The organism is Paenibacillus sp. JJ-100 (assembly GCF_948329825.1).
Taxonomy (GTDB): Bacteria; Bacillota; Bacilli; order Paenibacillales; family Paenibacillaceae; genus Paenibacillus.
In genome coordinates, this window is sequence record NZ_CAOJCM010000001.1 from 475,892 (window position 1) to 490,355 (window position 14,464).

The 14,464-nt window shown below is 43.8% G+C and carries 15 protein-coding genes, 1 tRNA gene and 1 riboswitch; of the genes, 11 read left to right on the forward strand and 5 right to left on the reverse strand.

The features are described from left to right. The first annotated feature begins 6 nt into the window (after positions 1 to 6). The 4 genes from PQG66_RS02510 (at position 7) to PQG66_RS02525 (ending at position 4,174) form a co-directional block, all read left to right on the forward strand. Complete coding sequence (locus PQG66_RS02510) at positions 7 to 810, forward strand: Cof-type HAD-IIB family hydrolase (RefSeq protein WP_272034735.1); 804 nt, start codon at positions 7 to 9, stop codon at positions 808 to 810. 104 nt (positions 811 to 914) lie between these two features. Further along, positions 915 to 1,997: a hypothetical protein gene (locus PQG66_RS02515; RefSeq protein WP_272034738.1), complete on the forward strand. Its 1,083-nt coding sequence runs from the start codon at positions 915 to 917 to the stop codon at positions 1,995 to 1,997. A 128-nt stretch (positions 1,998 to 2,125) separates the two neighbouring features. After that, the gene (locus PQG66_RS02520) at positions 2,126 to 2,671 is read left to right on the forward strand and encodes a GNAT family N-acetyltransferase (protein WP_272034740.1); all 546 of its coding nucleotides are present in this window, start codon (positions 2,126 to 2,128) and stop codon (positions 2,669 to 2,671) included. Positions 2,672 to 3,043: 372 nt separating this feature from the next. Then, positions 3,044 to 4,174 carry a glycosyltransferase family 4 protein gene (locus tag PQG66_RS02525; RefSeq protein WP_272034742.1) on the forward strand — a complete coding sequence of 377 codons (1,131 nt, stop codon included), beginning with the start codon at positions 3,044 to 3,046 and terminating at the stop codon, positions 4,172 to 4,174. A gap of 67 nt (positions 4,175 to 4,241) precedes the next feature. On the opposite strand, the gene catA is transcribed toward PQG66_RS02525, so the two are convergent. Together catA and PQG66_RS02535 are read right to left on the reverse strand one after the other, a co-directional pair. Beyond that, positions 4,242 to 4,892: a type A chloramphenicol O-acetyltransferase gene (gene catA, locus PQG66_RS02530; protein ID WP_272034744.1), complete on the reverse strand. Its 651-nt coding sequence runs from the start codon at positions 4,890 to 4,892 to the stop codon at positions 4,242 to 4,244. A 259-nt stretch (positions 4,893 to 5,151) separates the two neighbouring features. Then, on the reverse strand, positions 5,152 to 6,207 hold the full coding sequence (locus tag PQG66_RS02535) for a YkvI family membrane protein (protein WP_272034746.1): 1,056 nt from the start codon (positions 6,205 to 6,207) through the stop codon (positions 5,152 to 5,154). Positions 6,208 to 6,411: 204 nt separating this feature from the next. Here PQG66_RS02535 and PQG66_RS02540 point away from each other — a divergent pair, with 204 nt between their 5' ends. From PQG66_RS02540 to PQG66_RS02555, 4 genes are all read left to right on the forward strand, one after another. Further along, positions 6,412 to 6,984 carry a xanthine phosphoribosyltransferase gene (locus PQG66_RS02540; RefSeq protein ID WP_272034749.1) on the forward strand — a complete coding sequence of 191 codons (573 nt, stop codon included), beginning with the start codon at positions 6,412 to 6,414 and terminating at the stop codon, positions 6,982 to 6,984. A 106-nt stretch (positions 6,985 to 7,090) separates the two neighbouring features. Then, positions 7,091 to 7,420: a hypothetical protein gene (locus PQG66_RS02545; protein WP_272034751.1), complete on the forward strand. Its 330-nt coding sequence runs from the start codon at positions 7,091 to 7,093 to the stop codon at positions 7,418 to 7,420. A 120-nt stretch (positions 7,421 to 7,540) separates the two neighbouring features. Next, a complete protein-coding gene (locus PQG66_RS02550) occupies positions 7,541 to 7,768 on the forward strand; it encodes a hypothetical protein (RefSeq protein ID WP_272034753.1) in 228 nt (75 codons plus the stop codon). A 142-nt stretch (positions 7,769 to 7,910) separates the two neighbouring features. Continuing rightward, positions 7,911 to 8,240 carry a carboxymuconolactone decarboxylase family protein gene (locus PQG66_RS02555; protein ID WP_272034754.1) on the forward strand — a complete coding sequence of 110 codons (330 nt, stop codon included), beginning with the start codon at positions 7,911 to 7,913 and terminating at the stop codon, positions 8,238 to 8,240. 58 nt (positions 8,241 to 8,298) lie between these two features. Here the strand turns inward: PQG66_RS02555 and PQG66_RS02560 are convergent, their stop codons facing one another. Continuing rightward, positions 8,299 to 8,763, reverse strand: coding sequence for a C40 family peptidase (locus PQG66_RS02560; RefSeq protein WP_272034757.1), 465 nt, complete (start codon positions 8,761 to 8,763; stop codon positions 8,299 to 8,301). A gap of 5 nt (positions 8,764 to 8,768) precedes the next feature. Continuing rightward, positions 8,769 to 8,900: riboswitch (cyclic di-AMP (ydaO/yuaA leader) on the reverse strand. 408 nt (positions 8,901 to 9,308) lie between these two features. On the opposite strand from PQG66_RS02560, the gene pelA reads away from it, so the two are divergent. Then, positions 9,309 to 10,271 carry a pectate lyase gene (pelA, locus tag PQG66_RS02565; protein ID WP_272034760.1) on the forward strand — a complete coding sequence of 321 codons (963 nt, stop codon included), beginning with the start codon at positions 9,309 to 9,311 and terminating at the stop codon, positions 10,269 to 10,271. A gap of 211 nt (positions 10,272 to 10,482) precedes the next feature. Then, positions 10,483 to 10,566: transfer RNA gene (locus tag PQG66_RS02570), tRNA-Leu, on the forward strand. Positions 10,567 to 10,756: 190 nt separating this feature from the next. Here PQG66_RS02570 and PQG66_RS02575 read toward each other — a convergent pair. Continuing rightward, positions 10,757 to 12,439, reverse strand: coding sequence for a carbohydrate-binding protein (locus PQG66_RS02575; RefSeq protein WP_272034762.1), 1,683 nt, complete (start codon positions 12,437 to 12,439; stop codon positions 10,757 to 10,759). A gap of 335 nt (positions 12,440 to 12,774) precedes the next feature. Here PQG66_RS02575 and PQG66_RS02580 point away from each other — a divergent pair, with 335 nt between their 5' ends. Further along, positions 12,775 to 13,641, forward strand: coding sequence for a divergent polysaccharide deacetylase family protein (locus PQG66_RS02580; protein WP_272034764.1), 867 nt, complete (start codon positions 12,775 to 12,777; stop codon positions 13,639 to 13,641). Here the strand turns inward: PQG66_RS02580 and PQG66_RS02585 are convergent. Then, positions 13,616 to 14,359: an N-acetylmuramoyl-L-alanine amidase family protein gene (locus PQG66_RS02585; protein WP_272034766.1), complete on the reverse strand. Its 744-nt coding sequence runs from the start codon at positions 14,357 to 14,359 to the stop codon at positions 13,616 to 13,618. The two genes, PQG66_RS02580 and PQG66_RS02585, sit on opposite strands and share 26 nt — an antisense overlap. Between the last annotated feature and the right edge of the window lie 105 nt (positions 14,360 to 14,464).

Here is a 14,464-nt window from a genome sequence, read left to right on the forward strand (position 1 = left end):
AATCATATGACTTACAAATTGATTGCACTAGATGTTGATGGAACTTTATTGAATGATCATCATGAGCTGACCGAGTGGACACAAGAGACCTTAATTCAAGCGTCTCGTCAAGGGGCTGAGATTGTACTTTGTTCAGGCCGCGGGCCGGCCAACACGATTCCTTTTATGAAACAGATGGGGCTGGACGGTTATGTTATAACGCATAATGGTGCGGTTACTGCTCAAGTGGAGACACGAGAAGTGATCCATCAGTTTTCTCTGGATACCCAAGGTCTGGAGCCAATTATGGCATACTGCCGTGAAAATGGGGTGCATTTTGACATTAACACAGCTTTTGGACTGTATGTGGAACAGCCTGAAGGTTTGGAGTTGCAGGTTAGGGAGATGTACTATAATTTCCTGGCGGAGCCGCTCAAACTGCCACGATGGGCAGACATGACAGAGCCACTTGCCAAATTTACGGCTTTTGGTCCCATTGAACAGATGGACGAAGTTCAGCGTGAATGGGCATCTTGGAATCTTCCGTATTACATGACACGAAGTGGGGATTTTTTCATTGATTTGATGCATCCTGATGCATCCAAAGGAGCTGCGCTCAAAAGACTTGCTGATTCCAAAGGTATAGCCTCCTCTGAAATTATGGCGATTGGCAACTACTTTAATGATATTACGATGTTGACTTTTGCGGGAAAAGGTATTGCCATGGACAACTCTCCTGAAGAGGTGAAAGCAGCTTCCAACGAAGTTACATTATCCAATAATGATGAAGGGGTAGCGCATGCCATCCATAAGTATATTTTGTCGCCGTAAGTCCCCACTACTTCTCACTTGAATTTCAATAATAAACAGTCCTTATAAACTACTGTCCCTGAGGACATCCTAAGAGAATACGTTAGGAATGAGGAGGACTGGCAATGAATCAGATCGAACTAACTACGGATCTGCGAACAGCAAGTGGTGAAGTGCAGGATATTATGGTGGATGGCCGATATGCAGGCTCTCTTATACTGGTGTATAGGGAAGGGGAGCGCTTATCAGGCAGCCTTCAACTGGAGCAAGAGTCTATAAGAGAAGCATCTGAACAACATATTATAGATAAGGTGCATGTATATGTTCGGACACTTGCAGATGCGGTGGCTGCTACCTATTATGATGTTTTGGTGAGTGTCGGCACGTTATATTCCGTGCTGCAGCCAGACATTAATGAAGGGGCAGAATGGTCTTCTCACGATGACGAAGAGTCAACAGGCTTTCTGAAGCAGGATGAGAGCTCGTATGTCGATACATTCGTTCATGCGACGGATAGAATTCCTGCTTCTCGGGATGACTCTTTTACATATGAAGATGCGGAGCAGTTGCTCGAAATGGAGTTAGTAAGTGCTGGCCGTAACCTGTCGACCTATCTGTTTAATGATGTTGAAGGAGAAGAGGTCGCAGAAGCTACCTTGAAGCAGTACGGAGCCGATGTACAGGGAGAGATTCATTGGTATGATGAACCTGATGAATCTGTACAGGAAGCAGCGGCGGAGCTGCTTGTAAGGGAATTGGATGAAGAGATTATCGATACGATTACGATCCAGATGTGGCATCAAGGGAATAAAATAGAGACCCTGGAATGGGTGCATCGTGATTTTTCGGAAGAGTTGGAAGAGGAACAAGAGGAGGAACAATCCGATCGCCTTGAAGATTCATTGAATTCAGAAGAAGCAGAAGAAGCTTGTTATGTCATGCTTAGGAGCAGGGACCGAGAGTTCAGCATCTATGATCTGTTTGTCCAAGAGCGTGGAGGGCTTCCGGTAGGAACAGCAACGATCGATACGTCACACACGGACATTACAGGTTATATGGACTATGATGTTCCAGGCACGAGCATGCAGCGAAAAACACTGGTTGATGTGCTTATGCGAGAGCTGAACAGAGAGATCGAGTTCGACTCACTGCATCTCACCATGCTATATCGCAATCAGATTATCGATGAAGCAAGAGTCGAAGGGTAAGAGGCCGATGCCTTTTACTCTTTTTTTATGTTGAATTATATGAATTGATTTTGACGAAGAAATATATTCTCGGTATAGTACGATTAGTTATTTATGCAGTTAAAAGTTTGTAAAATGGGAGGGGCATAATGAAGCATCCATTCACAATACGGAAGAGATACATTAATGACGGCTATGAGGCGGTTCAAGCGCAATCAGGAGACACGGAAGAGGTGCTTTCATTACTGGTGGAATCAGCATCTTGGCTGAAAAGCCAAGGCTCTTCGCAATGGAGTGCACTGCTTCAAGGAGAAGATTCTCATAATACACCTGCGGCCATTCAGAGGGGTGACGTTTTCGTTTTTAAAAAAGAAGCAAAGATCGCAGGCATGGTTATTCTCATGCAGAAGCCGAGTCCGTGGGATGTCAAGCTATGGGGAGATCAGGCTCATGATGAAGATCAAGCGCTCTATCTGCACCGACTCGCCATCCGAAGAGCGTATGCTCGAACGGGCTTAGGTAAATCGATATTGCAGTGGTCTATTAATGGAATACAATTCAAGAATAAGTCGCTTGTACGCCTGGATTGTGGGGCTGACAACGCCACGTTAAATGCTTTTTATGCAGCTAATGGATTTGCTTATGCAGGCTTACAGCATGGATATTGTCTTTACGAGAAATCGGTTGAAATGTAAAGTCTCGGGAGCATGTGGTTAAAAAAATAATGAAAACAAGCCGGGAGCGATCAAAGCTTGTCCGGCTTGTTTTATGTGTTGTCCGATCGAAAGCATAGCTAAGCTTATAATGTAAACAGGGACTTCTGTATCGATCGTCCATTGAATATGTTGTATATACGAATGAAAAATCCATGTCCCAAAATGGTGGATGTTCAAGCTTTTCTGTGTCATAATGAATATTGAGTATATACATTAAAATGCATGAAAATACATATTTGATACGAATTAATACAAGACCCCTTAACTGTTGCTTTACTGAACATATGTTCTGATATATTATAATTAAATGTGAAAAAAAGAGAAATGAAGCTGGAGAGGGGGACAATGACGTTGAAATTGCTACAGGCTTTATTTTTTCCTCCGGAGCAGCCCGGAGGTGTATCCTCTATGATTCCCTATATGCAGGAAAGGTTCGCGAGCCCGCGATGGGAAATGGATCTGTTCTCCTTACCCAAACGTATTCGTAACAAAGGTCGAGAGGAAGTACAGTTTGAAACGTTCGATTGGACCGTTTATCAGGACAGTCCTGTTGTGCAAAAATATATTCAGACGTATCGTGACTATCTATGGTGGACCAGGCTTCGCATCCAGAAGTCCTATGATCTTATTCATGCTCATCATCCAATTGCAGGACTTGCTATGAAATCGGTGTTCCCCGAGATTCCGCTCATCCAGACGATTCACTCTAGTTATGAGCGCGAACTTATCCTTAATGGCCGCTCTGAGCCGAATGGACTGGAGCATCAGTTTTTGCTGGCCATATATGGAGAGTTGGAGCATCAAGCAGAACGTTTGTTAACGGTGTCGGAATCATTCCGCCGATATTTGGGCCCGCACGTCAAGCATCCGGATCGGATCGGAATCATTCCCAATGGTTTTGATGAAAAACGCTTTAAGCCCATTCCGCATGATAATGCGGTCCCACAACTGGTTACCGTCTGCCGTCTTGTACCCGCAAAAGGATTAGATATTTTATTCAAAGCTTGCGCTAAGTTGAAAGATAAAGGCCTCGATTACGTTCTACATATTATTGGCGATGGGCCGATTCGTCCTGATTTGGAAGAACTTGCACAGCGCCTTGGAATTTATAACGAGACCATTTTCTATGGGTATACACTGCATCCTGAAGAATTTATGCCATTCTTTGATGTGTTTGTACTGCCATCCCGTGCGGAAGCCTTTGGTTCTGTATTCGCTGAAGCGGCGTTAAGCTGTCTCGCTCTCGTCGGTACAGATGTAGGAGGAATACCGGAACAGATTGAAGATGGGGTTAACGGTCTGCTTGTTCCGCCGGAAGACCCATCGGCTCTGGCCGATGCTCTTGAAAAGGTAATGCTGGACCCGGCATACCGTTATGAACTGGCTCGATCTGCTTGTGAGAAGGCGAAGACACATTATTCGCTTGGTAGATCGGTGAATGAATTGAAAAAGTTGTATCTGCAGTTCCAGGCGGAAGCCTGAGGATGAACATAGCTGTGCAAGAAGCCGCTGTAGGTGATACAGCGGCTTTTTGATCAATATAGAGGAGTTAGCATATCCAATCCTTCGGATGGTTTGCGAGTTCTTGAACAGAGTTCATAAATAAACCTGCGTGGTAACCGTCACAGACGGCGTGATGAAGCTGTAATGATACTGGCAGATAGGTTGAATTATCTTTGTGATTAAATCCCCCGACAGTAATAATGGGCAGAAGATAACGACTGTTGTTATTGATATTCAAGTTAAAGCCGGTAAACGAGGTCCAGGGTATAGCGGAAAAGGAAAACGTATTTTCAGGTACAGGTGTTTTGGGAAACAACTTGCCCGAGCCATTATATTTTTGTACATCCGTAGCATAAGCAGCATGAAACGCTTGAAAATCATTGGTGACGTCGGTCCACACAACAGAGAACGATTCAGAGCTGTGATCAAAGATAGTGTAAAGGGGTTCCAGCCTGTCCCAGTAACCCAGCTCCCCTTTATCATTGTAACTTGTTCTAAAAGCGGAATGGGAATTCACTACAGTAGTAATTAGGAAGATCAAAGCTGGATTAAAACGATATTGATGTTGTTTTGTGAACGAGTATAAGACACTGACATCTATTTCTCGGGTTAAACTGAAAGACGTATTCTGGTTCATATAGTGATTAAATACTTCGGTTCTTTTCCAAACGTCAAAATCGATGCGATTAAAATTCATGGGATGTGCCTCCTAAATTTATGTTAATACCAAATTCAGGAGGCAGACTCGTCTGTTTTTTTCATCAAGAACCCACCCTTTAATTTCATTTTTGAGGTCCATTTTATTGTAACATAACGATAAAATGGACCTCAAAAATCGGCATCATATTTAGTTTGTGTATTCTTGTGTATTCAAATGTTTAGCTGAGTAAAAGGCTCAACTGAAATGAAGGTCAGTCAAACTTCGAATGAATGAAACTTCACGTTTGCCCAAAACTTCATAGGTTTTTCCTGCCTCGAAATTTACCCCATCGATCCACAAACAATTTGCTCGCCCAGAAGAATGCCATGCAGCCGAAGATCGGATAGAGAATGGAGAGTAGAGAGCTGAAGCCGAATTGACTAAGAGAGTAGCATAATATCATAATTGTTAAAGTAATTAATTGGGGGTGCACATCAAGGTGTTGTCTGAGCTGTAAGGTCATGCCATAGATATCGGCAACAAATGTTGTGAAAATTTCCATGAATATCAGGGAGACATATACCGACTGTACAACCCAACCTAATTGAAACGCAATGCTGCCCATCGGGATTTCAAACTGTATGATTCCTGGCATCTGAGCCGACATGGCGAAATGGGCCGCCATTAGCATAAACCCTACACCTATACCGCCTATGATCCCGCCCCATTTAAGCGTATTACGATGACGAATCTGATTCCCTACAGGTACAAGTACCGCTTGAGCTAGAGCGAGATTAAATGAGGTGTACAGTAGCGGTGATAACCATACATGAATGGGATTGCTATCCGTTGTCAGAGTAAGAAAACGCATGGCGCCAGGGTGATGTACTGTACTAAAGATCATCAGTAGAGATAGCAAGAGCATCATCGGTACGACAATACTATTCATTTGTAGAATGGCCTGCATACCACGTCCCAAAAGAAGATATGTGCCAATTAAGGTAATGATTAATCCGGTTTGGTAATGCAAACCAAGATGTTCCATAAACACAGAGCCTGCACCGGCAAGCATAACACTATTGACACCAATGAGAACGATAAGTGTTACCCAAGTGATCCATTTTCCGGCCTTAGGACCGAATAAGTGTTTGTTTAAATCCTCATAGGAACGGGAACCTGTATCGTGAGCAATCAGCATCATTTTGGTGCCAAGCCAGACAAACAGCATCGTGGACAAACCGATCGTGATCGTAGCCCACTTGCCGTGCTGAGTGAAAAACTGCAAAATCTCCTGCCCTGTGGCAAAACCAGCTCCTACAACAGTTCCAATGTAAGTAAATGCAATTTGCAGTACCCGGAATGCCTGTTTCATATGCTACCCCTTTCAGGTCCCGAGATGGATTGGACATGCGGGTACCATAGTACAAGGTATGCTTGACCCATGAAAGTCATGACATTAGATGAGTTACATATCTGAATTAGAGCGGTTCGATGGAGCGACAGTGGATTTCGCTTGAACTTGTAGCGGGATATATGATACTTTAAACCTCATAGGATAGGCTTGGGAGGTCAAATCATGGATGTATTAAAACAACGAATTTTACAAGAAGGAGTCGTTATCTCGGATCAGGTATTGAAATTGGATGGGCTTTTGAATCATCAGATTGATCCGGCGTTAACGATGGATATGGGACGGGAATTTGCTGCGCGGTTTCGTGAGAGCGGGGTAACGCGAGTGATTACGGTTGAATCGTCAGGTATTCCGGTTGCTTTTGCTGCAGCACATGAACTTGGGGTACCTTTAGTTTTTGCCCGCCGCAAAAAGACGCTTCTGGCCGATCCTGATGCCTACTGCGAACGAGTACCATCCTTTACGAAAGGAATCGTGACGGATATTATGGTATCTCGTGAGTATATTCATGAGAATGACCGCATTTTATTCATTGATGATATTATTGCTAACGGAGATGCTGCCCGCGGCGTCATTAAAATTATTGAGCGTTCCGGCGCAGAACTGGTTGGATTCGGTGTTGTGGTCGAGAAATGCTTCCAGGCTGGTGCACGAACCATTCGAGAACAGGGGATTCCGGTGGAAGCTCTCGTGCGCATTCGTTCACTGAATAACGGTACGGTGCAATTTGACGATTAGAAATGTGAAATTCTGATGGAAATCAGGCCTAATTTTAGAACTATACCTTTGCATGGCCGTGGATTTGCTTTATAATGGGTTTATGCTAGGGAGAGGAGGCAACACCATGGGGAATCAACCGGCAACAGAACAATTTTTTATTGATAAGCTGACGGAATCAAAAGTTCATTTTGAACGTGCCCTGGATTGTAAACATACGGAATTCGATGACCTTTATCCCTATATGATTGAACATCCTCAATTTTTCTGGTACAAACGCTATGTTGCCTGGTCAGAATTGCTGACGATTGTAGGCTTGTGTGAAGAGTTGTCCTTCTCTTGGAAAGAACAATTTACACCGCACCAAGTGGAGTACCTTGAAGAACGTGTGATGTCCGCCAAAGTGCTAGATTTTTGGTTCGAGAAGAACGACAGCAAAGAGCACGCGCAGCGGTAACTTTCAGTCGGGAACTTTTCTTCGAATGACATGACAGTCCAATACAGTCACGTGAGGCCTAAATGACTTTTCATTTAGGCCTTTTTTTGTAAACGAAATTTGAATATAGGAGTTCTGAACATGATTAGTGATACAGAATTAGATGCTCTGCGTTTATCTGGAGAAAAGGTGAGAGTGGTGCGAGATGAGCTTGAGGCTAATGACGTAATCGGCATCGTGGTAGCATGGGATGATGAACAGGTGCTTATTCGGCGTCAGAACCGGCGCGTGGTGAAGCTGGATCGTCGTTATCGATATCAATTGTTTAGCGAGCCACGTCAAAGTGGTCTGAGCGATGAATTGAAGTGAACGATGAAATCATTCTCGTTCTTGCTATACAAAATGTTTGGAATTACCATCATGGGTTGGCATAATTGCAACACAGCCGAGAGAAGATAGGTACAGTGGAAAAATTCGCTGTATTTACAGCCGAAAGGGTGTGCTGCAAGCCATGACATTAATGAATGATAAAGTTCATGCCTACAAAGATCAGATGGGGGCATTAAGCGATGTTTTACCCGATGTGGTGAAGGCGTACCACGAGTTTACGGGTGAGTGTTTTCAACCCGGCAGTCTTGATGCCAAAACGAAACAGTTAATTGCGCTGGGGATCGGCTTGTTCGCCAATAATGAAGTATGTACACTCTATCATGTGGCAGAGGCTCGTTCCAAGGGTGCTACTAACGAGGAGATTATGGAAGCGGTAGCTGTAGCTGGTGCAGTAGGTGGTGGACATGCTTTGTCTCAAGGAGCAATGCGAGTACAAGAGGCTTTGCATTAGAGCTATACGTTCACATTGAAAAGGAGGTTCCGGTTTAACGGAGCCTCCTTTTGATGTTTTAAATTTTACCCAGCATTTTGTTATACATGAACTGACCTGTAACTCGTCTTGCTGTCACATAACGATCACTAAAATAAGGGTTGGACATCTTAGTGATGCTTACACCTTTGCTGCTCGAAGCATGTGCGAACTGGCCACCACCGATGTACACACCTGTATGTGAAATGCCTTTGCCCGATGTGTTGAAGAATACGAGATCTCCGGTACGTAAGTTTGCTTTGGATACCGGTGTTCCTGCTTTGGCTTGTTCCTGTGATGTACGAGGTAAATTAATGCTATATTTGTTGAAAATATATCTCATAAAACCGGAACAATCGAAGCCGGCCAGCGTTGTGCCGCCCCATTTGTACGGAATGCCTGTCATATTGTTAACCACTGTATTGATCGTGCTTGCTTCTGTGCTTGTTGCCCCGGATGTAAATAGTACAGCTGCTCCAAAAATGGAGATTATCAGTTTTTTCAAGATCAGTGTTCTCCCTTCGATGCCTACGGAGTTAGCTAAGGGTTCGGTAGAAGGTTCCCTATATTTCCTATGTATAAGAATAATTCACCCAAGATGGTTCCCCCGTTTTCAAACATGAAACTCGGCAATTCAATAATTAATTTTTTGTAACTATTTGAAACTATATTGCATAAATGCGTAATTGTCAAACCCGCTTGAATGGCTTCTTTTTGGTTCAATGTTAGCTGAATTATTGATTTCAGGGAGAATTTTGCTGAAAAATGAAGGGTAAAAATTACAAAATAGTAATGAGTGTTTCGGACGATGTGGGAATGGATATTAAACAACTTTGTCAAGAGCTAAAAGGATTATTCCACAAAGTTGGATTTATGAAGATATCTACGTTATATTGCATATATTGACAAATTTTTATTTATTGCATATTATGAGTTTGCTACATGAAAATTTTGTAATTTATATTGATTTATTAAGATTGCACAAAGATTGGAGGACGAGAGGCGAGAGAATAGAGATTTGGGAATCAGCAAAACTATGTAAATGGGAGCGTGTTGTCTTTGAAAGCAAAAAAATTAGTAACATTTGTCCTAGCGTGTTCTATGGTTTTCTCTGTGGCGGGAATGGCGGTTCTTCCCGTGGCGACCGTATCAGCAGCAGATGCATCAGGTACAACGGCAAGTTTGTCTGATATTTTGAAAAATCAGCGTCCTGATGGAGGCTGGAGAAAAGATTATAAGCAGACCTCAGGTGAATGGGCGAAGTCTACGATTGATAACAAAGCTACATACTCAGAAATTAGAAGACTTGCGAAGGAATTCAAAAAAACGAATGATCCTCGTTATTCTACTGCGGCGATCAAAGGTATTAATTTCTTACTTAACATGCAGTATTCTAATGGGGGATGGCCACAGGTCTATCAAAGCTCCGGTTACCACAAACATATTACCTATAACGATGATGCGATGATTAACGTCATGTATATGCTGGACGAAGTTGCAGGGCGCAAGGGAGACTTTTCTTTCATCGACAGTTCGCTTGCTGATCGCAGCAAAAATGCCGTATCCAAAGGTGTAGAAGCGATACTCAATACCCAAGTGGTGTCAGGTGGAAAGCTAACTGCATGGGGACAACAGCATGATTCCGCAACATTAAAACCGGCAGGAGCCAGAATTTATGAAGTGCCTTCGTTGTCTGCTGCTGAGAGTGTGAGCATTGTAAAGTTTCTGAAAACGAGACCTGCGAATTCGAAGATTACTGCATCGATTAAAGGTGCAGAGGCATGGTTTAACAAAGTGAAGATTACAGGATACCGGTATGAACGAGCGAATGGAGATAGCCGGATCATTGCGGACTCCAAAGCTTCACCAATCTGGGCTCGCTTCTATGAGATCGGTACGGATAAACCTATTTTTGTTGGTAGAGACGGAATTGTGAAATATAATCTGAGTGAGATCGATAAGGAAAGAAGAGGCGGCTATGCTTGGTATGGCAACTGGCCATCCAAACTGTAACTGACTTGATCGTTGTCGTTAAGTTTAGTTGATCGATATTGTTATATTTCGCTTTGCAGATCTTCATGTAGAGCTGATTGACGAGCCGAATACGTTCGAACCAGATTATGTCTGGTTTGAACGTATTCGTCATTTTAGATGTTGACTTGTTAAGTTTCCCATGTTATATTATTTTTTGTCGCCAATATTAAATTGGTAAGACACAGGTTATGCGGTCGTGGCGGAATTGGCAGACGCGCACGGTTCAGGTCCGTGTGGGCTAACCCCCGTGGAGGTTCGAGTCCTCTCGACCGCATCGAATAAAAAGGTTCCATTGGCTTAAGCCGATGGAACCTTTTTTTGGTTTGCTTTTGTTTAAAAACAAAAGCGGAATTCATCCAGTGTAGCCATTGAACTGCCACAGTTTTGAAGGCATGTCCAAATTGATTTCATAACAGAGGCTTGGCTAATTATTGCCATCACTTAAGAAAAAAAGAGTTGGCGCATTAAGATGCCGCCGTTACCGTAATATTGTCAATATTCGGTCCCTCGGAGCCAGTTGTTACGATTCGTAGTGTGTTTGTACCTGAATTCATAGGTACTTGAATGGTTTTCTCTCCCCAAGTGGTCCAGCTTCCTGTTCCAGCAAAGGCTTCGTTACTAATGACTTTCGTGCCGTTAACGTAAATATCAAGATTTCGTGTACCGCTTTCTAAGGCATAACGAAATTTCACATTTTTAGTACCGGTTATCGTATTGTTAATTCCATTCCATTGAATCGCTGAACCCGTATTCCCATTGAAATTAACATATCCTGAACCTGTGAATCCTGTATAGAGTGTTTCAATTGTGGCATCAGTAAGCGTTGTTCCCGTTTCAGCTTCATATGTGGTACCTGTGCCGACGTTCCCACCGCCACCACTCGTGATATTCGCAACAAATGTAGTCACACTCTGTGCTGGAAGCTGGGCAGTGAATGCGCCATTGGAAACGTTGATCGGTGCAAGACTAGCCAGGTTACGGCTGCTGTCTGTAACATATGAAGAGACGGTGGACGCGTTACCATTTTGAAGCACAAATCGTTGACTTGTCGCCGAAGTACCACGGTTAATTGCAACAATCACCACTTTGTTATCACCTTTGTAGGCAGAAACGAAGGTGTTGGTGTCCGGATTTTTCGTAGCATCGACTCTGACGAATCCTGGACGTACAAATTTGGAGAAATGGGCCATGTTATATCCGCGTTTACTGATCGTACCGTCTTCTTTCATTGGGCCATACTGTCTACGGATGTACCACCATACATAGGCCTGAAAGTCTCCTTCCACCATAGCGTTATGCATATGATAGGATACATCCAGAGCTTCCGGCCAGCGGTCGGCGGAATTGTTGTCACTGTTAGGATAATACACTTCAGTCATCCAAAGTTCTTTACCGGCACCCTTTTGCTTAAAGAGCGGATAAGGGAAATCTTTGAACTGCGTTCCATACGTATGAGCTCCCAGAATATCCATATTTGCAAGTGCCTGTGGATCATTCAGGATAGGATCTGATATGTTTTTCAGGTATTGGAAGGATTCGGGAGCCATAACTTTTGCACCTTGGATACTGCCTGCATTCTCCTTCATGAAACGAAGGATCTCCTGTGGTGTCCACCAGGTCCAGTCATGGGCATAATCCGGCTCGTTCTGTACCGAGATGGCATACAGATTTACGCCATTGTTTTTCATATAGGCTACAAAATCATTTAGATGTTGCGCATAGGCAGCGTACTTGTCATATCTCAGTCTCTTCGCGTTGGTATCGCCGTTGCGATTAAATGTTTCAACCATACTGCTCGGAGGGTTCCATGGTGATGCAAATACAATGGCTCCTTTCTCAATCGCGCGCTTAGCTGTAGCTACTTCACGGGACCAGTTATTAGGATCTGGATCGACGTAGATTCGAAGAACAGAGAACCCTAACTGGTTCTGATCGTTCCCGAAAGCGGTTTCACGTTGTGCTGCTGTAAGATCACCGATCCAAACGGGATGGTTAATACCGCCAAAACCTTTTATGAGTTGTTTTTCAGAGGACAAATTAATGTTTGCATCACTGGCAGCGGATACGTTCGTAGGTGTTAACATAAGCGGTAATGCGGTTAGGCACGCCAGTAGAATATTCATTGATTTTTTAAATTTGATCTTCATCCATTACCCTCCTAAAGTCAGTTTTATTTCGAAAGCCGGACAAGTAACACCATAAATGCTTGCTCGGTAGCATATTGGAATTAAACGTCACATCCTCTCCTGTCTATAGAGTATAGTTGGTGTTGATTTGAAAATTTTACCATATACATTAGACTAAAAATACCCTACAAATTGCAGGTATTTGTAACAATTTCACTTTTTTTGAATGATACGGGACTTAAATCGACATGGCATAAGCATTATCGCAGCCCTAGAATGAATTGGGAATGTGGGCTTACATAGAAATAGTGCTGAAGTCAAACAATGAAGACACTAAGTTCAGAGGAGGATGGAGCATGATCCGAAAAAAAGGGGGACCAAGCCACTCTTATGGGATGTGGTTCCGATGCTTGATCTTTTTATCCGTCGTAAGTGTTATCAGTGTATCCGGATCAACAGGGGTTAGTGCACAGCCAGAGCAGGTGAAATCTTCATCTACACCTCCGTCTAATCGCATGGCAATCATTATTGATGATGCCGGTAACGATATGAAGGGTACGAAGGAGATTCTTGATATGCCAGTGAAGCTGACTGTGGCGGTCATGCCTTTTTTGCAAACAACAAAGAAGGACGCTGAGGCGGCACACGAGAAGGGGATGGATGTCATTGTGCATATGCCGATGGAACCCATGAAGGGAAGGCCGGAATGGCTAGGTCCAGGGGCGATCACCTCCAACTTGTCGGATCAAGAAGTTCGTGACCGTGTGGAAAAAGCCATTAAGGATGTTCCCTATGCCATCGGCATGAACAATCATATGGGTTCTAAAATTACTTCCGATAAACGCATTATGTCCATTGTACTGGACGTATGTCGGGAACATGGTCTGTTCTTTGTTGATAGTCGCACTAATTTTCGTTCTGTGGTAGGTGAGCTCGCTGCTGCCAAGAGCATGCCACTCATTGGCAACGATATCTTTCTGGATGACCATAACTCAAAGGCACATATTCGCAAACAGCTTGATTTGGCTGCCCAGCGTGCAGTGAACAAGAAAAACTGTGTTGTTATTGGTCATGTTGGTCACTCGGGTCTGAATACATCGGCAGTGATTCGTGAGTCCGTCGCGCGATTGCAAAATCAGGTTCAATTTGTAGGTATCGGAGATCTGGTAAGAGATGTGTGGCACTGGAAGGCTACACCTACACTACCGACAGATAATAAATAATACCGTCTGCTATGGATTTTGCAATTCGTTTTTGTTCCTTCGGATCACTAATTCTGGCCCGATCCGCTGGATTGCTCAGAAAGCCGGTTTCTATAATCACCGCGGGGTGTTTCACATAATTCAGCATGTAAAATGGCTTACCCCAAACGACTTCTCGATGTGTGCCACATAATTGATTCATGGAATCCTGAATGGATTGTGCCAGCAGATAGCTGCGGCCCTCTTTCTGATGAAGTACTACAGGACCGTGTGTGGCTGAGCGAGAGCTCCAGTTAGCATGGATGCTGACGACAATGTCGGTGCTTACTTCTTCACTCAGGCTTTTGCGCTGTGCGAGATCTCTATAATGTCGTGAGCGGCTGTTCAACCAGCGGTTCTCATCACTTAGCGCGTAATCGCCGAGGCGGTTAATGACGACTGCGTAACCTTTACTACGGAGTAGCAGATATATTTTCTGACTGATGGCCAAATTAATGTCTTTTTCCAAAACACCTGCTTCCGTTGTGCCGCCGTCAATGCCGCCATGTCCAACATCGAGTAAAATAACAGGTGCTGCAAAAGCGTGATGGCTCGAACGGTAAGCTTCACCATCTGTAATGGGCATAAGGGATTGCTGGTGGATGGGATGTTCAGGGGAAACCGTTGAAGCGAAAGACACGCTGGTATGACCTGAAGAACAGATCAACAGGGCCCCAAAAAGGGCCAGCAGCTTATGCATAGAAACACACACTCCTTTATGATCGTGGTATCTATAGTCAACATAGGCCTTATGGATACCTTTGGCATTAGACTGTGCAATCTGAACAAAATCATACGTTGCTGC

What these genes read in the sequence shown, in the direction of transcription:
- PQG66_RS02555 (WP_272034754.1), top strand. Translation starts at nt 7,911, where the DNA reads ATGACATTAATGAATGATAAAGTTCATGCCTACAAAGATCAGATGGGG.
- PQG66_RS02545 (WP_272034751.1), top strand. Translation starts at nt 7,091, where the DNA reads ATGGGGAATCAACCGGCAACAGAACAATTTTTTATTGATAAGCTGACG.
- PQG66_RS02585 (WP_272034766.1), bottom strand. Translation starts at nt 14,359, where the DNA reads ATGCATAAGCTGCTGGCCCTTTTTGGGGCCCTGTTGATCTGTTCTTCA.
- PQG66_RS02540 (WP_272034749.1), top strand. Translation starts at nt 6,412, where the DNA reads ATGGATGTATTAAAACAACGAATTTTACAAGAAGGAGTCGTTATCTCG.
- PQG66_RS02550 (WP_272034753.1), top strand. Translation starts at nt 7,541, where the DNA reads ATGATTAGTGATACAGAATTAGATGCTCTGCGTTTATCTGGAGAAAAG.
- catA (WP_272034744.1), bottom strand. Translation starts at nt 4,892, where the DNA reads ATGAATTTTAATCGCATCGATTTTGACGTTTGGAAAAGAACCGAAGTA.
- PQG66_RS02510 (WP_272034735.1), top strand. Translation starts at nt 7, where the DNA reads ATGACTTACAAATTGATTGCACTAGATGTTGATGGAACTTTATTGAAT.
- PQG66_RS02535 (WP_272034746.1), bottom strand. Translation starts at nt 6,207, where the DNA reads ATGAAACAGGCATTCCGGGTACTGCAAATTGCATTTACTTACATTGGA.
- PQG66_RS02520 (WP_272034740.1), top strand. Translation starts at nt 2,126, where the DNA reads ATGAAGCATCCATTCACAATACGGAAGAGATACATTAATGACGGCTAT.
- PQG66_RS02515 (WP_272034738.1), top strand. Translation starts at nt 915, where the DNA reads ATGAATCAGATCGAACTAACTACGGATCTGCGAACAGCAAGTGGTGAA.
- PQG66_RS02575 (WP_272034762.1), bottom strand. Translation starts at nt 12,439, where the DNA reads ATGAAGATCAAATTTAAAAAATCAATGAATATTCTACTGGCGTGCCTA.
- PQG66_RS02580 (WP_272034764.1), top strand. Translation starts at nt 12,775, where the DNA reads ATGATCCGAAAAAAAGGGGGACCAAGCCACTCTTATGGGATGTGGTTC.